Below are 16,133 nucleotides of genomic sequence, written 5' to 3'. Positions count from 1 at the left end.
CAGGGTTCGCCAGGGTGCGCCAGATGGTGTGCCAGTGGGCACCGGGTGTCAGGTAGGAATGCGCCACCCCGACCCGGTTGCCGCGGCTCACTCCCCAGGGTGCACCACGGTGCCCGGGGCGGGTGGCGCAGGCAACTCGCAGGCACACGAAGGGATCTGTTCGCCCATGTACGCAGCATCGTCCTCCGTGTCCGCCCCGCCCCGGCCGCTCTACGCCCGGCCCCCGGCTCGCGGCAACGGCCGCGCCGGGGAGGCCCCACCGGCGGGCGGCGGCCCCTACCTCGACCCCGCGCGACCTGCGACCGCAGCGCTCGGCTCCGGTCGGACAAGGCGCCTCCCGGGGCTCGGCACCCAACCGCTCAGCGGGAGACTCGACTTGTCCGGCCCCCAGGGCGCGCAGCTGCGCACGGCGATCGCCTCGGTGCACCGGATCTGCCCGGAGTTCAATCCGGTGCAGGTGCTGCGCCGCAGTGGACGGTCCGTGCTGCTCGTCGGCACCACAGGGCGCAGCACCGCCGTCGCCAAGTGTTTAGTGGACCAATCCCCCGTCTGGGCCGAGCGGATCCGCCATGAGATAGCGGCATACCGCTCGTTCGTCCGGCACCGGCCACCGGTCCGGGTGCCGCGGCTGATCGCCGCGGACCCCGACAACTGCACGCTGGTGATCGAGCGGATGCCCGGCCGGGTCGCCGCCCTGCAGCGGCACCCGGCCGAGGCACCGCCCCGGGCGGACGTGCGGGCCGCGCTCAGCGCGATCTGCCGGCTCAACCTCTGGCGTCCGCCGGCCGGCACGTTCAACGCGCCGCTCGATTACGCGGACCGGATCTCCCGCTACCACGACCTCGGTCTGCTCACCGACCGGGACATGGGCGATCTGCAGAAGCTGCTGCACGGCATCGCGCACTCGTCGGGCCGCCAGGGCATGGGCCAGTTCTGTCACGGGGACGCGCTGCTGTCGAACATCCTGCTGTCCCCCGCGGGCCCCGTGCTCGTGGACTGGGAGCACGCGGGCTGGTACCTGCCGGGGTACGACCTGGCGACCCTGTGGTCGGTGCTCGGTGACGCACCGGTGGCGCGGCGCCAGATCAGCCAGCTCGCACAGTCCGGCGGGCCCGCGGCGCGGGACGCGTTCCTGGTGAACCTGATGCTCGTACTGACGCGGGAGATCCGGACGTACGAGACGGCCGTGCAGCGTTCGATGCACGACACGACCCCGGCGGCATCGGGCACGGCCCCGCACGGTGCTGCGCCGTCCGGCGAGGAACAGCGGCTGCTGCTGAGGCGGCTGCACGACGACTGCCAGCTGGCCCGCCGGGCCGTGCGTGCGGCGGTCGGAACTCGCTGAGGGGACGAGAATCCGCGGTGCGCCAGGACAGCGGCGCACCGCGGATTCTCGTGTGCACTTGCTCTGGGGGCTACGGGTTGCTGAACTGCACGGCGTCCACGTCGAACGAGTTGTCCTGCGGGGACTTGAACACGAGGTACAGCTTGTGCGTGCCGGTCAGCGCGTCGACCGGGACGGCGGGTGTGGCCCGGTAGGTGTCCCAGCCGCCGGTGTTCGGGACGGGTGTGGTGGCCAGGAGCTTGCCGTCGGGGGCGTCCGCGCGCAACTCGATGGAGCCGACTCCGTACGGTGACGACAGTTTGTAGCTCACCTGTCCGATGCCCTCGACGCTCATCGGGTCGAACGCGACCCAGTCGCCGTCGCTGACGTCGCCGATGCGCTTGCCGTTCTCGGCACCTTCCTGAGCGACGACGCGCGTGCCGGACTGGCCGTCGTAGTACTCGGCCTGCTTGTGCTTCGGCTGAAGTACGGAACGGCCGTATCCGGTCAGGGCGCTGACGCCGTCGCCTCCCTTGTCGGTGTACTTGGCGTTGAGTACGTAGGTGAGGTCGGCGCCCTCGGGGTGGCCGCCCAGGTCACCGGTGTCCACGGTGCCTTCGCAGCCGGGGATGTCGGTGGTGGGGTGCTCGTGGTCGTCGTGGCCGAGGGCCGGGTTGACGGTGACCTTGGAGCAGTCGACCGTGCCGTCCTCGGGGTCGGTGACGGTCACCTTGTACGGGATCTTGTCGCCGAAGTCGATGAGCTTGCCGTCGACGGGGAACTCGATCTTCACCTTGGGCGCGGTGTTGCCCGCGGTGACGGGGACGTTGGCGTAGCCGGACTTGCCGGTGGAGTCGGTGACCTTCAGCTGGGCGTTGAAGTCACCCTTCGCCGTGTAGGTGTGGCTCGGGCTCGCCTCGGTGGAGTCGTAGGTGCCGTCGCCGTCGAAGTCCCAGGCATAGGTGAGCGGGTCGCCGTCGGGGTCCTTGCTTCCCTCGCTGGAGAAGGAGACCTCGAGCGGGGTGGGGCCGTTGGTGACGGAGGCCTTCGCCTCGGCGATCGGTACGCGCTGACCTTGCGCGTAGTCGATCCGGTAGAGCCCGGAGTCGTTGTTGCCGCCGCCGAACTGGCTGCCCCATTCGAGGACGTAGAGCGAACCGTCGGGGCCGAAGGTCATGTCCATCGGCTTGGCGAACTTCGCGGTCTTCAGGAAGTCGTTGATCTTGAGGAGCTTGCCGTCCTGGTCGAAGCGGATCTCCTTGACCTGGTCGCGGGCCCACTCGTAGAAGAAGCTCGCGCCCTCGAAGTAGGCGGGGAACTTGGTCTTCGACGGGTTCTGCGCGTCGTAGTGGTAGACGGGCCCGCTCATGGGCGCGGAGCCGCCCTCGCCCATCTCCGGGAACTCCTTGGACTTGCCGTAGCCGTACCAGATCACCGGCTGCTGCACGGGCGGCAGGTCCTTGAGGCCCGTGTTGTTCGGCGAGGGGTTGACCGGCTTGTCGCAGTCGAACTTGGCGCCGACCTCCTTGGTGTCCGGGTTGTAGGGGGCGTACGGCTGGTTGTTGCCGTGGCAGAAGGGCCAGCCGTAGTTGCCGGGCTTCTTGATGACGTTGTACTCGACGAGGCCCTCGGGTCCGCGGTCGGTCGTCGGGCCGCCGCGGTCGGGGCCGTAGTCGGAGACGTGGACGGCGCCGTTCTTGGGGTCGACGTTGAAGCGGAACGGGTTGCGGAAGCCCATCGCGTAGATCTCGGGCCGGGTCTTCGCGGTGCCCTTCGCGAAGAGGTTGCCCTTGGGGATGGTGTAGCCGCCCGCGTCGGTGGGCTTGATGCGCAGGATCTTGCCGCGCAGGTCGTTGGTATTGCCGGCCGTGCGGGCGGCGTCCAGCATCTGCTTGCCGGGGCGCCAGTCGATCGGCGCGTAGCCCTGCCAGTCGGGGTCGAGGTTGGGCGGGGTGTCGTCACCGACGCCGAGGTAGAGGGTGCGGTTCGGGCCGAACTCGACGGCGCCGCCGGTGTGTCCGGGCTCGGGGAAGCTGCGGTCGCGGTAGGCGGGGACGTCGAGGAGCTTCTTCTCGCTCGCGAGGTCGAGGGTGTTGTCCGACTTGACCGTGAAGCGGGAGAGGCGGTTGACGTCGTCCTTGGCGTCCTTCGGCGCGTAGTACAGGTAGATCCAGTGGTTGTCCTTGAACGCGGGGTCGAGCTCCATGCCGACGAGGCCGTCCTCACCGCCGGTGTAGACGTCGAGCTTGCCCGCGGTCGCGGTGGTGTGGGTGGCGGGGTCGTAGACCTTCACCTCGCCGCTGCGCTGGATGTAGAAGACCTTGCCGTCCTTGGCGACGTCGAGCTCCATCGGGTCGGCGGTGTTGTCGTCGAGTGCCGTCTTCTCGTAGCCGGACCAGACGGTGCCCCCGCAGTCGCCGGGCTTGTCGCCCGCGGCCCACTGGATGCCGCCGAGCACATGGGCGCGGAAGGCGGGTTCGCTGTAGGAGGCGGTGTCGTGGCCCATGGCGGTCGCCCACACCTTGCCGCCCTCGGCGTTGCGGCACCAGGAGATGGGGTGGTCGGCGCCCATCGCGGAGCCGCCCGGGTTGTACGTGGTCTCGTCGGCGGTGACGAGGACGTGCACGTCGCCGCGGGGGTCCTTGTCGAAGTTGTACCACTCCTCGGGGCGCTCCCAGCGCTCGGGAAGTCCCTTGGTGGAGGGGTGCACGCGGTCGGCGACCTTGGCCGTGCCCTGGAGCACGCCGGGTGAGTGGGCGGGCATGTGGGCGCCGCCGTTGATGGTCTCGTCCCACCAGGGGAACTGCTCCTCGACGCCCATGTCGAGGGTGTTGTGGATGGCGACGACGCCCTTGCCGCCGCGCACGTACTTCTGCAGGGCCTCGCGCTGGCCGTCGGTGTCCCAGACCATGCCGGAGTTCTGCAGCATGATGATGACGTCGAAGTCCTTGAGCTTCGCGTCGTCGAAGACGGTCGAGTCGTCGGTCTGGACGACCTCGAAGTTGTTCGCCGCGGCCTCCTCCTCGACCATCTTGATGCCGTCCGGGATGGAGCCGTGGACGTAGCCGACGGCCTTGGTGAAGAGCAGCGCGCGGAAGGCGGGGGCCTTGCCCGCGGCCGTGGCGCCGGTGGGGAGGAAGCCGACGGCGAGCAGCAGTGCGGTCAGTAACGCGAGGGCAGCTCTTCGCATGCCTCTGATGTCACGAGCATGACATCCCATGAGGTGGTCCTTTCCGTGGAAACAGTGGACGGACTTGCGGGGTGCCGGAATTCGGAGGAGCTCAGAGGTTCAGCGGGTTCGGCCGGTCGCGGCGCGCAGGAAGCGCAGGCCGTCCGTGGCCAGGGCGTCCTGGCTGTCGGCGAGCGGGCGCCACACGGAGGCGGCGACGGCGATCGCGTCGTTGTGCGCGGTGAACGACTCGATGCACAGGGGACCTCGGTAGCCCGTCTCGCGCAGCGCGTCCAGGAATCCGGTCCAGTCGAGGTGGTCGGCCCCGGGCGTGCCACGGTCGTTCGCGCAGACCTGGACGTGCGCGATGCGGTCCCCGGCCGCGCGGACCGCGGCGGGGAGCGAGTGTTCCTCGATGTTCTGGTGGTACGTGTCGAGCGCGACGCCGATCCCGTCGTGCGGCAGCCCGTCGAGGGCGTCCAGACTCTGGGCGACGGTGTTGAGCAGGCTGGTCTCGTAGCGGTTGAGGGGTTCCACCGCGAGGCGCACCCCGGCCGTGCGGGCGTGCTCGACGAGGGGGGCGAGGTGGGTGCGCAGTTCGTCGTACGCGGCCTCGCGCGCGGCACTGTCCATCCGCCAGGTCCGGCCGACGGACGCGTACAGGGGGCCTGCGACCACCGGAGCCCCGATCGCGTGGGCGGTGTCCACGCAGTGGCGTAAGTAGTCCTGGGTGGTGCGCACCGTGGCGGCGTCCGTGTCGACCAGGTCGCGGCCGTGCGGCATGACGGCGATCACGGCGGCGGGGGTGAGACCGGTCGCGTCGAGGAGCTTGGCCGCATCGCCCGCGTCCCAGTCGCCCGCGCTCTCCATGGGGAGTTCCACGCAGTCGAACCCCCAGGCGGCGAGGCGGGGCAGCGTGTCGGCGAGGGCACGGCCGGTGACCGGCGAGTGCCAGATCCAGGGGTTGGCGCCCAACTCCCAGGCGGGCGGGGTCACTTCTTGCCTCCCCAGTCCTTCGGGTAGCCGGGCAGGTCCTGGCAGCCGCACATGGCGTAGTGCAGCGGCGGCATGCCCTCCTGGAGGTACTCGTCGAGGTTGTCCTGGGTGACGGTGGGCTGCGGCAGCTTCCACTCCTTGGGGACCTGCTTGCCGTCGAGCACGCGCAGGGCGGCGATGACCGGCGTACGCCACTGGAACGTGGGGTACGTGGGCGCGATCGCGGTGAGCTTCTTGTCCTTCCACGCCTGGAGGAAGTCCTGCTGGTCCTCGCCGGTGATGGGCGGGACGTCCACGCCGGCGTCCTCGAACGCCTCGACCGCGGCCACGGACGTGGCGCCCGAGTCCATCCAGACGCCGTCGACCGAGCCGTGCCGGGAGATCGCGTCCGCCACGATCGACTTCGTCTTGGCGGGGTCGCCGTCGGTGAACTTGACGTCCACCACGTCGAGTCGGCTCTTGTCGAAGGCGAGTTTCGCGGCGGACCACCGGGTCTCCAGGACGTCGACACCCGGTGAGATGCGCAGGGCGAGGATCTTGCCCTTGGGCTTGACTTTGTCGACGAGGAAGTCCGCGGCGACGGCCCCGTAGCCGTAGCCACCGATGGGGTTGATGAAGGTGACGGCGCAGTCCGTCTCCACGCCCCGGTCGAAGACGATGACGGGCAGCTTGCCGCAGGCCTCCTTGACGGCCGGGGTGAGGGTGGCTGTGGTGTTCGGGGACACGATCAGGGCGTCGCAGTTCTTGTTCCCGGCGAGTTCCTGGATGTCGGAGATCTGCTTGTCGTCCTTGCCCTGGGCGTCGAGGACGGTGAAGTCGGTGATCTCCTTGTGGAGTTTCACCTCGGCCTTCATGTCCTTGAGGCCCACCTGGCGCCACGGGTTGAAGACGCCGGCGTTGGAGAAGCAGAGGTGCGTGCCGCCGGAGCCCTTCTTCTTGTACTGGGCCGTGTCGGTCATCTCGGGTTCGAGCATTTGCTCCCAGGGCTTGTCGGCGGGCCCCTCGGGCGTGACCTTGGCGAGAGCCAACTGGCGTTCGTATTCGGCCTGTTGGAAGAACTTCGACGGCTTGTCGGCACCCCCCTTCGCGGCGCTCTCCGACGCCGTGCCCGCCGCGGAGTCGGCCGGCATGTCGCTGGAGCACGAGGTGAGCAGCGCGGCGGCCGCCAGGGCGGCGGCGACGGCGAGTGGACGTCTGCGGGTCATGAGGGGGTCCCTCCCGAGGGGTGAGTACGTCGGCGGCGCAGGCGGGAGAAGTCGGCCGCTCCGAGACCTACGGCGGCGATGACGATGACGCCTTGGACCGTGGATTCGAGGGCGCCCGAGACGCCTTGCAGGTTGAGCAGCGTGAACAGGGCCTGGAGCGAGAAGGCTCCGGCCATCGCGGCGACGACACTGCCGCGGCCTCCGCCGAGTGCGACGCCGCCGAGCACGACGGCGGTGATGGCCTCGAACTCGTAGCCGCGGCCCGCCTGCGCGGACACTCCGGAGAATCCGCCGACGAGGACGGCGGCGAGCGCGGCAGCGACGCCCGACAGGACGAACGCGATGACGCGGACCCGATGGACGCGGACGCCCGCGAGGGCGGCGGTGCGTTCGCTGTCGCCGGTCGCGATCAGGGTGCGGCCGAAGTCCGAGCGCATGAGGAACACGGCGGCGGCGCCCGCGACGAGGCAGGCGAGGACCGCCCAGGGCAGCCAGCCGCCCGCCGTGCCGCGGCCGAGCCGGCGGAACTCCTCCGGGAGCGATCCGTGCGGGGAGCCGCCGGTCCAGAAGAAGACGGCGCCTTCGAGGATCAGCATCATGCCGAGCGTGGTGATGAACGACGGCACGCGCAGCTTCGTCGTGATCAGCCCGCTGACGAGACCGGTCAGCGCTCCGGCGAGCAGCAGCCCGCCCGTCACCACGGCCCAGGAGGCATCCGGGTACGAGCCGTAGAGTTCCGCCGCGACGACGACACCGGCGGTGACGATCGCCCCGACGGACAGGTCGAACTCCCCGCAGACGATGACGAGATACTGGCCCGCCGCCAGGATGACGAGCGGCGCCGCGCGTTTGACGAAGGCGAGGAAGCGGTCGGGTTCGTAGAAGCCGGGGTCGGTGGCGGCGAGGGCCACGAGGAGCACGGCGAGGAGTACGTAGACGGGGGTGCCGGTGCCGAGAGAGCGGGCAACTCGCCTGTAGGGGCTGACGGTTGGGTTCGCCGTGGTCATGCGGGCCTCCCTGTGCCGCGTCGGGCGTAGAGGGCGACGGCGGCGATGATGACGACGCCGCGCACGACGTTCTTGAAGAACGGGTCGACGCCCAGCTGGTTGAAGACGGAGTCGAGCACGGCGAGGACCAGGACGCCGCCGAGCGTGCCCGCCACTCCCCCGCGGCCGCCGGCGAGCGCGGTGCCTCCGAGGACGACGGCGGCGATCGACTCGAGGTCGTAGCGGGCCTCGGTGCCGGCCCAGGGGGCGCCCGCGCCGAGCCGCGCGGCGAGGAAGAGCGCGGCGGCTCCCACGCACAGCGAGCACAGGACGTGCGCGGCGACGACGGTGCGCCGGGTGCGGACACCGGAGAGTCGGGCCGCGTGCTCGTCGCCCCCGGTCGCGTACAGGTGGTGGCCGAAGCGCGTGCGGCGGGTGACGAACCACAGGGCGGCGGCGACCGCGGCGAGCAGGAACAGGGAGACGGGGACAGGCCCCATGCGGTCGTAGCCGAGGTGCTGGAAGGACGCGGGGACCTTGCCGGCGGGGCCCGTGTAGTTGTCCTCGATCCAGCCGCGCAGGATGAACGCGGTACCGAGCGTCGCGATGAACGCGTTGACCTTCAGCCCGGTGACGACGAGGCCGTTGGCGAGCCCGACGGCCGCGGAGAGCGCGAGTACGGCGAGGACGGCCGTGACGACGCTGCCGTCCTCCATCGTGGTGGCGGCGACGAGCGTGCCGAGGCTGATGAGGTACGCCACGGAGAGGTCGAGGGAGCCGGTGAGGATCACGGCGGTCTGCCCGACGGCGACGAGTCCGAGTGCCACGCAGTTCTGGAGGATGCCGACGACGTTGGCGAGGGTGAGGAAGTCCCCGCCGCGCGCGGCCACCACGATCCAGCCGGCCGCGGTGACGGCCGCGGCGGCCAGCCAGACGCCGACGGCGGGGTCGGCAAGGCGGGTTCTGCGCGGCGGGTCGGACTTTGCGACGGTCGGCGGGGCGACGGCGGTCCCGGTCATGCGCTTCCCTCCGGTGAGGCGGGGACGGGCGGGTGAGCTGCCGGGCCGCCGCGTGTGGCCAGGCGCATGATGTCCTCCTCGCTCGCGCCGGCGGGGAGTTCGCCGGCGAGGCGGCCCTCCGCCATGACGAGGATGCGGTCGCTCATGCCGATGAGTTCGGGGAGTTCGGAGGAGACGATGAGGACGGCGAGTCCCTCGCGGGCGAGGTCGCGGACGAGGGTGTGGATGGCGGCCTTGGCGCCGACGTCGACGCCCCGGGTCGGCTCGTCGAAGAGGAGGATCTGCGGGCGGGCGGCGAGCCACTTGGCGATGACGACCTTCTGCTGGTTGCCGCCGGAGAGGAACTGGGCCTGCTGGTCCTCGCCGCGCGCGTGCAGCCGGACCCGCTCCAGGAGGGCGGTGAGGTCGCGGGCCGCGGGCGGGCGGCCTCGCGCGGGGACGGCCCGGGTGACGAGGAGCGCGTTGTCTCGCACGGACTGGCGCAGGGCGAGCCCTTCGGCCTTGCGGTCCTCGGTGACCAGGGCGATCCCCGCGCGGATGGCCCGGCGCGGGCTCGTGGGGCGCAGGTCGCGGCCGCCCACGGTCATGGCGCCCGTGGTGAAGGGTGCGGCGCCGAACAGGGCGCGGGCCAGTGACGTGCGTCCTGATCCCTGGAGGCCCGCGATGCCGGTGACCTCGCCCGAGCGCAGCGTCAGGTCGATGTCGCGCAGGCGTGCGTTGCCTCCGCCGCGCACGGTCAGCCGGACGTCGCCGGCCTCGCCGGGGCCGGCGCGCGGCGGGTAGTAGGCGCTGAGCTCCCGGCCGACCATGGCGCCGACGACCTGGTCGGTGTCGGTGTCCTCGGTGCGTACGGTCGTGACGTGCCGGCCGTCCTTGAGGACGGTGATGCGCTGCGAGAGGTCGAAGACCTCGCGGAGGCGGTGCGAGATGTAGAGGATGCCGAGGCCGCGGTCGGCCAGCCTGCGTACGAGTGCGTGGAGTTGGGCCGCCTCGTGGTCGGCGAGCGGGGCGGTCGGCTCGTCCATGACGAGGACGCGGGCCGGCGCGTCGTCGGAGGCGAGCGCCTTGACGATCTCGACGGTCTGCTGGCGCGCGACCGGCAGATCACGGATGTAGGTGCGCGGGGTGACGCCCGACTCGCCGAGTTCGGCAAGGAGTTCGGCGGTGTGCGCCTCCATGGCGCGGCGGTCGACGAGTCCGCACCGGGTCGGTTCGCGGCCGAGGAACACGTTCTCGGCGACGGTGCGGTGGGGCAGGAGCGCGAACTCCTGGTGGATGATGCCGATTCCGGCGGCCTGGGCCTGCGCGGGATGAGTGAAGGACTGCTCGGCGCCGTCCAGGGTGATGGTGCCCTCGTCGGGGACGTGCTCGCCCGCGAGGACCTTCATCAGGGTGGACTTTCCCGCGCCGTTCTCCCCGACGAGCGCGTGCACCTCGCCCGGGGCGAGGTCGAGGGAGACCCCGTGCAGCACCCGTACACCGAGAAAGCTCTTGGACACGCCGTGCATCGCCAACATCGTCTGTGTCGCCTGCATCGTTCAGCCTCTCCGGCCTCTTCGGCAGTCTTCCGCAGCGGTCTGCATTGCAATGTGCTGACCCTTCTTTGACCTGTCAAGGGCCCAACCCTGGTCCGTACAAAGGAAATTGACAGGCACTTAGGTCGATCGGCGAACAGCATCGGGCTTGTGAGCAGCGAAACTCGTCCCTATCGTGACTGCCATGTCTGGAGCGCCGGATCACCTCAGTTCCGCGCCGCCGTCGTCGCCCGGCGAGGTCCTCGCCCTGCTGCGTACGGGGGCGGCCACGACCCGCGCGGACGTCGCGCGGATCACCGGCCTCGCGCGGTCGACCGTGTCGCAGCGCGTCGACGCACTCATCGCGCACGGCTTCCTCATCGAGGCCGGGGCGGAGGCCGGGGACTCGACGGGCGGCAGACCCCCGCGCCGCCTCCATCTGCGCACCCGCGAGCATGTGGTGGCGGGCGTCGACCTGGGCGCCTCGCACTGCCGCGTTGCGCTCCTCGACATCGGAGGGGATCAACTCGCGCTGCGTGAGGACCAGTTGTCGATCGCCGACGGGCCTTCGTCGATTCTCGGCCACGTCGAGCGGACGCTCCACGCGCTCCTGGACGAGGCGGGCCTCGACCCGGCCTCGCTCCAGTCGATCGGTGTGGGCGTGCCGGGCCCCGTCGAGTTCACCACCGGCCGGCCCGTGGATCCGCCCATCATGCCCGGCTGGCACCAGTATCCGATCCCCGAGTTCTTCGCCGACCGGTTCGGTGTTCGGGCCCTCGTCGACAACGACGTGAACGTGATGGCGCTGGCCGAGCAGCGCCGTGCGTTTCCGGACACCCGCTATCTCCTCTACATCAAGGTCGGTACGGGTATCGGCTGCGGCATCGTCGCGGACGGCCGGCTGCACCGGGGCGCGCAGGGCAGCGCGGGCGACATCGGACACATCCGGGTCGGCGACAGCCGGCAGGAGGCGGCGCCGTGCCGGTGCGGGAACTCGGGCTGCCTGGAGGCGGTCGCGGGCGGCGCGGCGCTGGCCCGCGAGCTGTCGGACCTGGGTCTGGAAGCCGCGTCGAGCCGCGACGTCGTGCGCCTGGTGAAGTCCGGCAACCGTGACGCCGTACGGATGGTGCGTGAGGCGGGCCGTGCGGTCGGCGAGGTCCTCGCGGGCCTGGTGAACTTCTTCAACCCGGACACGGTGGTGGTCGGCGGCGCGCTGGCGGCCGTCCACGACCAACTCCTCGCGGGCGTGCGGGAGGCCGTGTACCGCCGCTCCCACCCGCTGGCCACCCATGTCCTGCGCATCGAGCCGAGCCGCACCGGAGCCGACGCGGCCGTGGTCGGCGCTGCCATCCTGGCGATCGAGCACGCCCTCTCGCCGGAGCAGGTGGACCGGGTCCTCGCGGGCGCGTCGCCGCGCTGACCAGGCCGGGCCGGCCGCCGGGGAACACCCGCGCGGTCGATCCCCCGATCAGGTGGAGTACGCGGTTGAGTTCGCGGCGCCCTCCCGCATGCCGAGACGGCGGCCCCACTCTTTGCGAACAGTCATTGGTCCATTCCACTGACGCGCCGCAGGCGGTGAGGCCTCCTCGGAGAAAGCCCGCCGAACGGGCGCTGACATGGGAAATCCCTTGCCCTGAGCATGATTGACGGATCGTCGGCCAGCCGATACCACTGACCCACGATCGCCCCCGCACACCGTCGAGCTCATCTGTCCCAGGACCGTTCCCAGGAGGCCGCTTTGCCCTCGACCACCAGCGACCGCTCCCCGGCCGCCCGCAGACGCACGAACCAGGCGGCCCGGGCGGCGGGGACGCTCGCGACGGCGGCCCTGCTGCTCCCCCTCCTCGGCGCCGCACCTCCGAGCGAGGCCCAGGAGGCGTCGAACGCGGGGCTCCAGCACGCGTTCGCGACCGCGGCGGCCGAGTACCGGGTGCCCCAGAGCGTCCTGCTCGGCGTCTCCTACCTCCAGTCCCGGTGGGACACGCACGGCGGTGCGCCCAGCGTCACCGGCGGCTACGGCCCCATGCACCTCACGGACGCCCGCGCCGCGCTCGCCGGTGTGGCGGCGCACAGCGAGGCCGAGGGCGATCCGCGCGGCGACGCGTCACGGCCGGCGCTCGCCCCCAAGACGAAGGTGCCGCAGAACTCCCAACTCCCGGCCCGCCTCAAATCGTTGACGCGTGCCGCTGAGCTCAGCGGCATCCCCGCGGAACAGCTGCGCTCCGACCCCGCGGCCAATGTGCGCGGCGGCGCCGCCCTCCTCGTCGCGGCGCAGAAGGCCCTCGGCAAGCCCCTCAGCTCCGACCCGGCCGACTGGTACGGAGCGATCGCGAAGTTCTCCGGCGCCGACGACACCGCCACGGCCGCGACATACGCGAACGACGTGTTCGCCGTGATCCACGACGGCGAGCGGCGCACCACGGACGCCGGGCAGCGCGTCGAGCTCGCGGCCGACCGCAGCCTGAAGCCCGACGCGGCGCAGGTGCGGAACATGGGTCTGCGAAAGTCCGACGAGAGCGGCACCGAGTGCCCGCCGACCGTGTCGTGCGAGTGGATCCCGGCGCCCTACGAGGAGTTCGGGGACGGCGACTACGGCAACCACGACCTCGCCGACCGGCCGAACGACCAGAGCATCGACTACATCGTCATCCACGACACCGAGGCGACGTGGGACACGACGCTTCAGCTGGTGCAGGACAAGACGTATCTGGCCTGGCACTACTCGCTGCGCTCCACGGACGGGCACATCGCCCAGCACGTGAAGGCCAAGGACGTCGGCTGGCACGCGGGCAACTGGTACGTCAACGCCAAGTCCCTGGGTCTGGAGCACGAGGGATTCCTCGCCCAGCCGGACTCCTGGTACACGGAGGAGATGTACCGCGCATCGTCGCGCCTGGTGAAGTACCTGGCGAAGAAGTACGACATCCCGCTGGACCGGCAGCACATCCTCGGCCATGACAACGTGCCCGGCACGACACCCGCCGGGATCAGGACGATGCACACGGACCCCGGTCCGTACTGGGACTGGGCCCACTACTTCGCGCTGATGGGCAAGCCGTTCAAGGCGACCGCAGGCACGAAGGGCGGCCTCGTCACCGTCGCCCCCGACTTCGCCAGGAACAAGCCCGTCTACACAGGCTGCGTCAAGGCGGGCGAGACCTGCGCCACGCACGGCTCGGGCGCCGTACGGGTGTACACCGCGCCCAGCGAGGACGCGCCGCTGATCAAGGACATCGGGCTGCGGCCCGGCGGCGAGGACTCCACGACCGGCGTGAACGACACGGGCGCACGCCTGTCGACCGGCCAGCAGTACGCGGTCGCGGAGCGCAAGGGCGACTGGACGGCGGTCTGGTACCTCGGCCAGAAGGCCTGGTTCAAGAACCCGAAGAAGCAGCCCACGGCCGTGAACGCGGCGGGCCTGGTCATCGCCCCGAAGGCCGGCCGCACGGATGTCCCGGTGTACGGGCGGGCCTACCCCGAGAAGGAGGCGTACCCGGCGGACATCACCCCGCAGGCGGTCTCCCCGCTGCCGTACAAGCTGCTCGCTGGGCAGCGGTACGTCGCGGGTGGCAGGACGACCGCTGAGTACTTCTACTCGCCGACGTTCGACACGACGTCGCACCGGGTGGTGCGCGGCAAGGACGTCTACTACGAGATCCAGTTCGGTCACCGGGTGGCGTATGTGCGTGCCGCCGACGTGCAGGTGCTGCAGTCCGGCGCCTGAGGGCACATGACTCGGCCGGGTCCGGATCTGCCGTGGGGGCGGATCCGGGCCCGGCCGGTTTCTGCGGCTCAGGCCTGCTGGAACAGCTCCGGGGGCAGCGGCTTCAGGAGCGCGTAGAGGTCGTCCGTGATGGGCCGGTCCCAGGCCGCGATGGTCACGAGGACGTTGTCGCTGCGGTCGAACTGCACGCAGGAGATACGGCCCTCGGAGAGCTTGAGGCGGCGCACGATGAGGAGGTTGTCGCCCTGCATCACCGGGACGTCCTCGGTGCCGACGACGGTGACCTCCTCGTCGTTCTCCAGCGCGAGGAGGAGCTGGGCGACCTCGAAGGGGATCTCGCCCTCGGCGGTCTCGCGGGCCGAGGAGCCCTCGGGCAGGTTCCCGATGATCATCGCGGGGCCGCGGCCGCCGAACAGGTCGTATCGCAGGAAGACGCCCTGGCAGCTGCCGTCGGGGGCGGGCAGCAGGCCCGCGCCGAGATTGCCCGGCCAGTCGCCCGGGTCCATGGCGAGGACATCGAAGTCAGGACCCGCGGGTGTGGCGGAGCTGCGTCGGCGGAGGAAGGACATGCCGCAATGGTACGTGCACCGGGGCGCTCCGTGGCGCGGGGGCCGCGGCCCCGGCGGGGTCCCGAGCGGGCCGGCGCGGGCGGTTCCCGGGGCGTCGGGGGTTCCGGCCCGGACGGTCCGGTCTGCTCATGGGTGTGCAACCGGCCGGGGGCGACGGTCCGGGCGCATGCCGGCGGTCTCACTCAACGCTCTCTCCCCCGTGGCGAGTTCAGTCTCGTACGGCCTCCGCGCGGTGCCGCTCGTGATGCCGGGCGACCCGGGCACGGTTGCCGCAGGACGGCTTGCACCACTCCTGACGGGGATGGTCCTTGAGGAAGTAACGCACACAACGCGGGGCGTGGCAGGCGCGCAGCCGCTCGCGGTCCTCGCTCGCGAGGAAGCCGGCTGCGGCGCGGGCCAGGGCCGCCGTGAGCAGGTCGGAAGCGGGCGCCGGGGTGCGCGCCTCCTGGCGCACGAGGGGGGTGGCGCCGTCGTCCCAGGTGAGAACGGGGACGGTCGGGGCGAGCGCCGCCGCCGCATTGAGGCGCCGCACCGCCTCGCTCACGGGGAGCAGCCGGTGGGCGTCCGCCGGGCTCGGGTCGCCGGGGCGCACGGCGTGGGCGAACAGCGCGCGGACGGCGGCCCGCACCTCACGCACCTCGGCGAGCGCCGTCGCGTCCGCTTCGAACCCGGCGGTGTCCGGCAGCGCCTCGGCGTGCTCGCGCACCCAGGCCGTCAGCGCTTCGGGCCGGTCGAGGTCGTCGGCGACACCGCCGTGCCCGTCGTGGCGGATGGTGAGGGCGAGGTCCAGGGCGAGCGGTGTGGCGACCGGGCCTGTGCTGATGTCACGCATGGGGCTAATGATAAGGTCCCGCGCATCCATTAGATCTCTGAGCAGGGGTCCAGATCTCCGGGGGAGGCCGACGGTGCTCTCGTACTGGCGGGCGGGTCTGAGCGACGTACCGGACGAGGTGTGGGATCACGCCCACCTCGAGGTTCTCCTCCTGCCCGACAACGCGCTCACCCGGATCCCCGACCGCATCGGATCGCTCCCCCATCTGCACACCCTCGATCTCGGGCACAACCGCCTCACCTCGGTCCCGGACACGCTCGGTGACCTGACGGGCCTGACCCGTTTCCTCTACCTGCACGACAACGCGCTCACCGCGCTCCCGGACTCGCTCGGCAGGCTCTCGCGGCTGGCCTATCTGAACGTCGGCGAGAATCCGCTCGCAGGTCTCCCCGAATCGATCGGCTCGATGACGGGCCTCGTGGAGCTGCGCGCCCAGCACGCCACCCTCACCCGGCTCCCCGACGCGATCGGCTGCCTGGGAGCGCTGCGCGAGCTGTGGCTGCGCGGCAACCGGCTCACCGCCCTCCCCGATTCCGTACGGCACCTGCGTGAGCTGCGGGAACTCGAACTGCGGGAGAACGCCTTCACCGACGTACCCGGATCCCTGCGCGGCCTTCCGCTGCTGCGCCGGCTCGACCTGCGCTCCAACCGGCTGCGCGCGCTGCCCGACTGGCTCGCCTCGCTGCCCGCGCTGGAGAAGCTGGACCTCCGGTGGAACCCCGTGCACGTGCCGCCCGCGCTGCTCGAGACGCTCACGGCGCGGGGGTGCGCGGTCCTGTACTGATCCGCCAAGGA

General features: G+C 71.2%; 12 protein-coding genes. 4 read left to right on the top strand and 8 right to left on the bottom strand.

From position 1 onward, the window contains the following. The first annotated feature begins 166 nt into the window (after positions 1-166). Entirely contained in the window at positions 167-1,345 is a 1,179-nt protein-coding gene (locus tag OHA58_RS34720; protein ID WP_405483673.1) for an aminoglycoside phosphotransferase family protein, read from the top strand. A 70-nt stretch (positions 1,346-1,415) separates the two neighbouring features. Here the strand turns inward: OHA58_RS34720 and OHA58_RS34715 are convergent, their stop codons facing one another. The 6 genes from OHA58_RS34715 to OHA58_RS34690 all read right to left on the bottom strand — a co-directional run bounded on the left by OHA58_RS34715 (position 1,416) and on the right by OHA58_RS34690 (position 10,216). Continuing rightward, the gene (locus OHA58_RS34715) at positions 1,416-4,514 is read right to left on the bottom strand and encodes a ThuA domain-containing protein (protein ID WP_405483672.1); all 3,099 of its coding nucleotides are present in this window, start codon (positions 4,512-4,514) and stop codon (positions 1,416-1,418) included. A 99-nt stretch (positions 4,515-4,613) separates the two neighbouring features. Continuing rightward, complete coding sequence (locus OHA58_RS34710; RefSeq protein WP_405483671.1) at positions 4,614-5,489, bottom strand: sugar phosphate isomerase/epimerase family protein; 876 nt, start codon at positions 5,487-5,489, stop codon at positions 4,614-4,616. Then, positions 5,486-6,694, bottom strand: a complete 1,209-nt coding sequence (locus OHA58_RS34705) for a substrate-binding domain-containing protein (protein WP_405483670.1) — start codon at positions 6,692-6,694, stop codon at positions 5,486-5,488. The genes OHA58_RS34710 and OHA58_RS34705 overlap by 4 nt, the downstream gene beginning before the upstream one ends. Beyond that, the gene (locus tag OHA58_RS34700; protein WP_405483669.1) at positions 6,691-7,701 is read right to left on the bottom strand and encodes an ABC transporter permease; all 1,011 of its coding nucleotides are present in this window, start codon (positions 7,699-7,701) and stop codon (positions 6,691-6,693) included. The genes OHA58_RS34705 and OHA58_RS34700 overlap by 4 nt, the downstream gene beginning before the upstream one ends. Then, the gene (locus OHA58_RS34695; protein WP_405483668.1) at positions 7,698-8,699 is read right to left on the bottom strand and encodes an ABC transporter permease; all 1,002 of its coding nucleotides are present in this window, start codon (positions 8,697-8,699) and stop codon (positions 7,698-7,700) included. The genes OHA58_RS34700 and OHA58_RS34695 overlap by 4 nt, the downstream gene beginning before the upstream one ends. Next, positions 8,696-10,216 carry a sugar ABC transporter ATP-binding protein gene (locus OHA58_RS34690; protein ID WP_405485329.1) on the bottom strand — a complete coding sequence of 507 codons (1,521 nt, stop codon included), beginning with the start codon at positions 10,214-10,216 and terminating at the stop codon, positions 8,696-8,698. Before OHA58_RS34690 ends, OHA58_RS34695 begins: the two co-directional genes overlap by 4 nt. A gap of 202 nt (positions 10,217-10,418) precedes the next feature. On the opposite strand from OHA58_RS34690, the gene OHA58_RS34685 reads away from it, so the two are divergent. Continuing rightward, positions 10,419-11,633 (top strand): ROK family protein, encoded by a 1,215-nt coding sequence (locus OHA58_RS34685; RefSeq protein ID WP_405483667.1) that lies wholly within the window; start codon positions 10,419-10,421, stop codon positions 11,631-11,633. 318 nt (positions 11,634-11,951) lie between these two features. Then, positions 11,952-13,937: an N-acetylmuramoyl-L-alanine amidase gene (locus OHA58_RS34680; RefSeq protein WP_405483666.1), complete on the top strand. Its 1,986-nt coding sequence runs from the start codon at positions 11,952-11,954 to the stop codon at positions 13,935-13,937. Between the two features lie 68 nt (positions 13,938-14,005). Here the strand turns inward: OHA58_RS34680 and OHA58_RS34675 are convergent, their stop codons facing one another. Further along, on the bottom strand, positions 14,006-14,506 hold the full coding sequence (locus OHA58_RS34675; protein WP_116500604.1) for a hypothetical protein: 501 nt from the start codon (positions 14,504-14,506) through the stop codon (positions 14,006-14,008). 208 nt (positions 14,507-14,714) lie between these two features. Next, positions 14,715-15,338, bottom strand: a complete 624-nt coding sequence (locus OHA58_RS34670; protein ID WP_405483665.1) for a CGNR zinc finger domain-containing protein — start codon at positions 15,336-15,338, stop codon at positions 14,715-14,717. 73 nt (positions 15,339-15,411) lie between these two features. Here OHA58_RS34670 and OHA58_RS34665 point away from each other — a divergent pair, with 73 nt between their 5' ends. After that, positions 15,412-16,122 carry a leucine-rich repeat domain-containing protein gene (locus tag OHA58_RS34665; RefSeq protein ID WP_405483664.1) on the top strand — a complete coding sequence of 237 codons (711 nt, stop codon included), beginning with the start codon at positions 15,412-15,414 and terminating at the stop codon, positions 16,120-16,122. The last annotated feature ends 11 nt before the right edge of the window (positions 16,123-16,133 follow it).

Source organism: Streptomyces sp. NBC_00009, assembly GCF_045040855.1.
Taxonomy (GTDB): domain Bacteria; phylum Actinomycetota; class Actinomycetes; order Streptomycetales; family Streptomycetaceae; genus Streptomyces; species Streptomyces aureus.
Note: the sequence above shows the minus strand (reverse complement) of the source record. Positions and strands in the feature narration are given on the sequence as shown.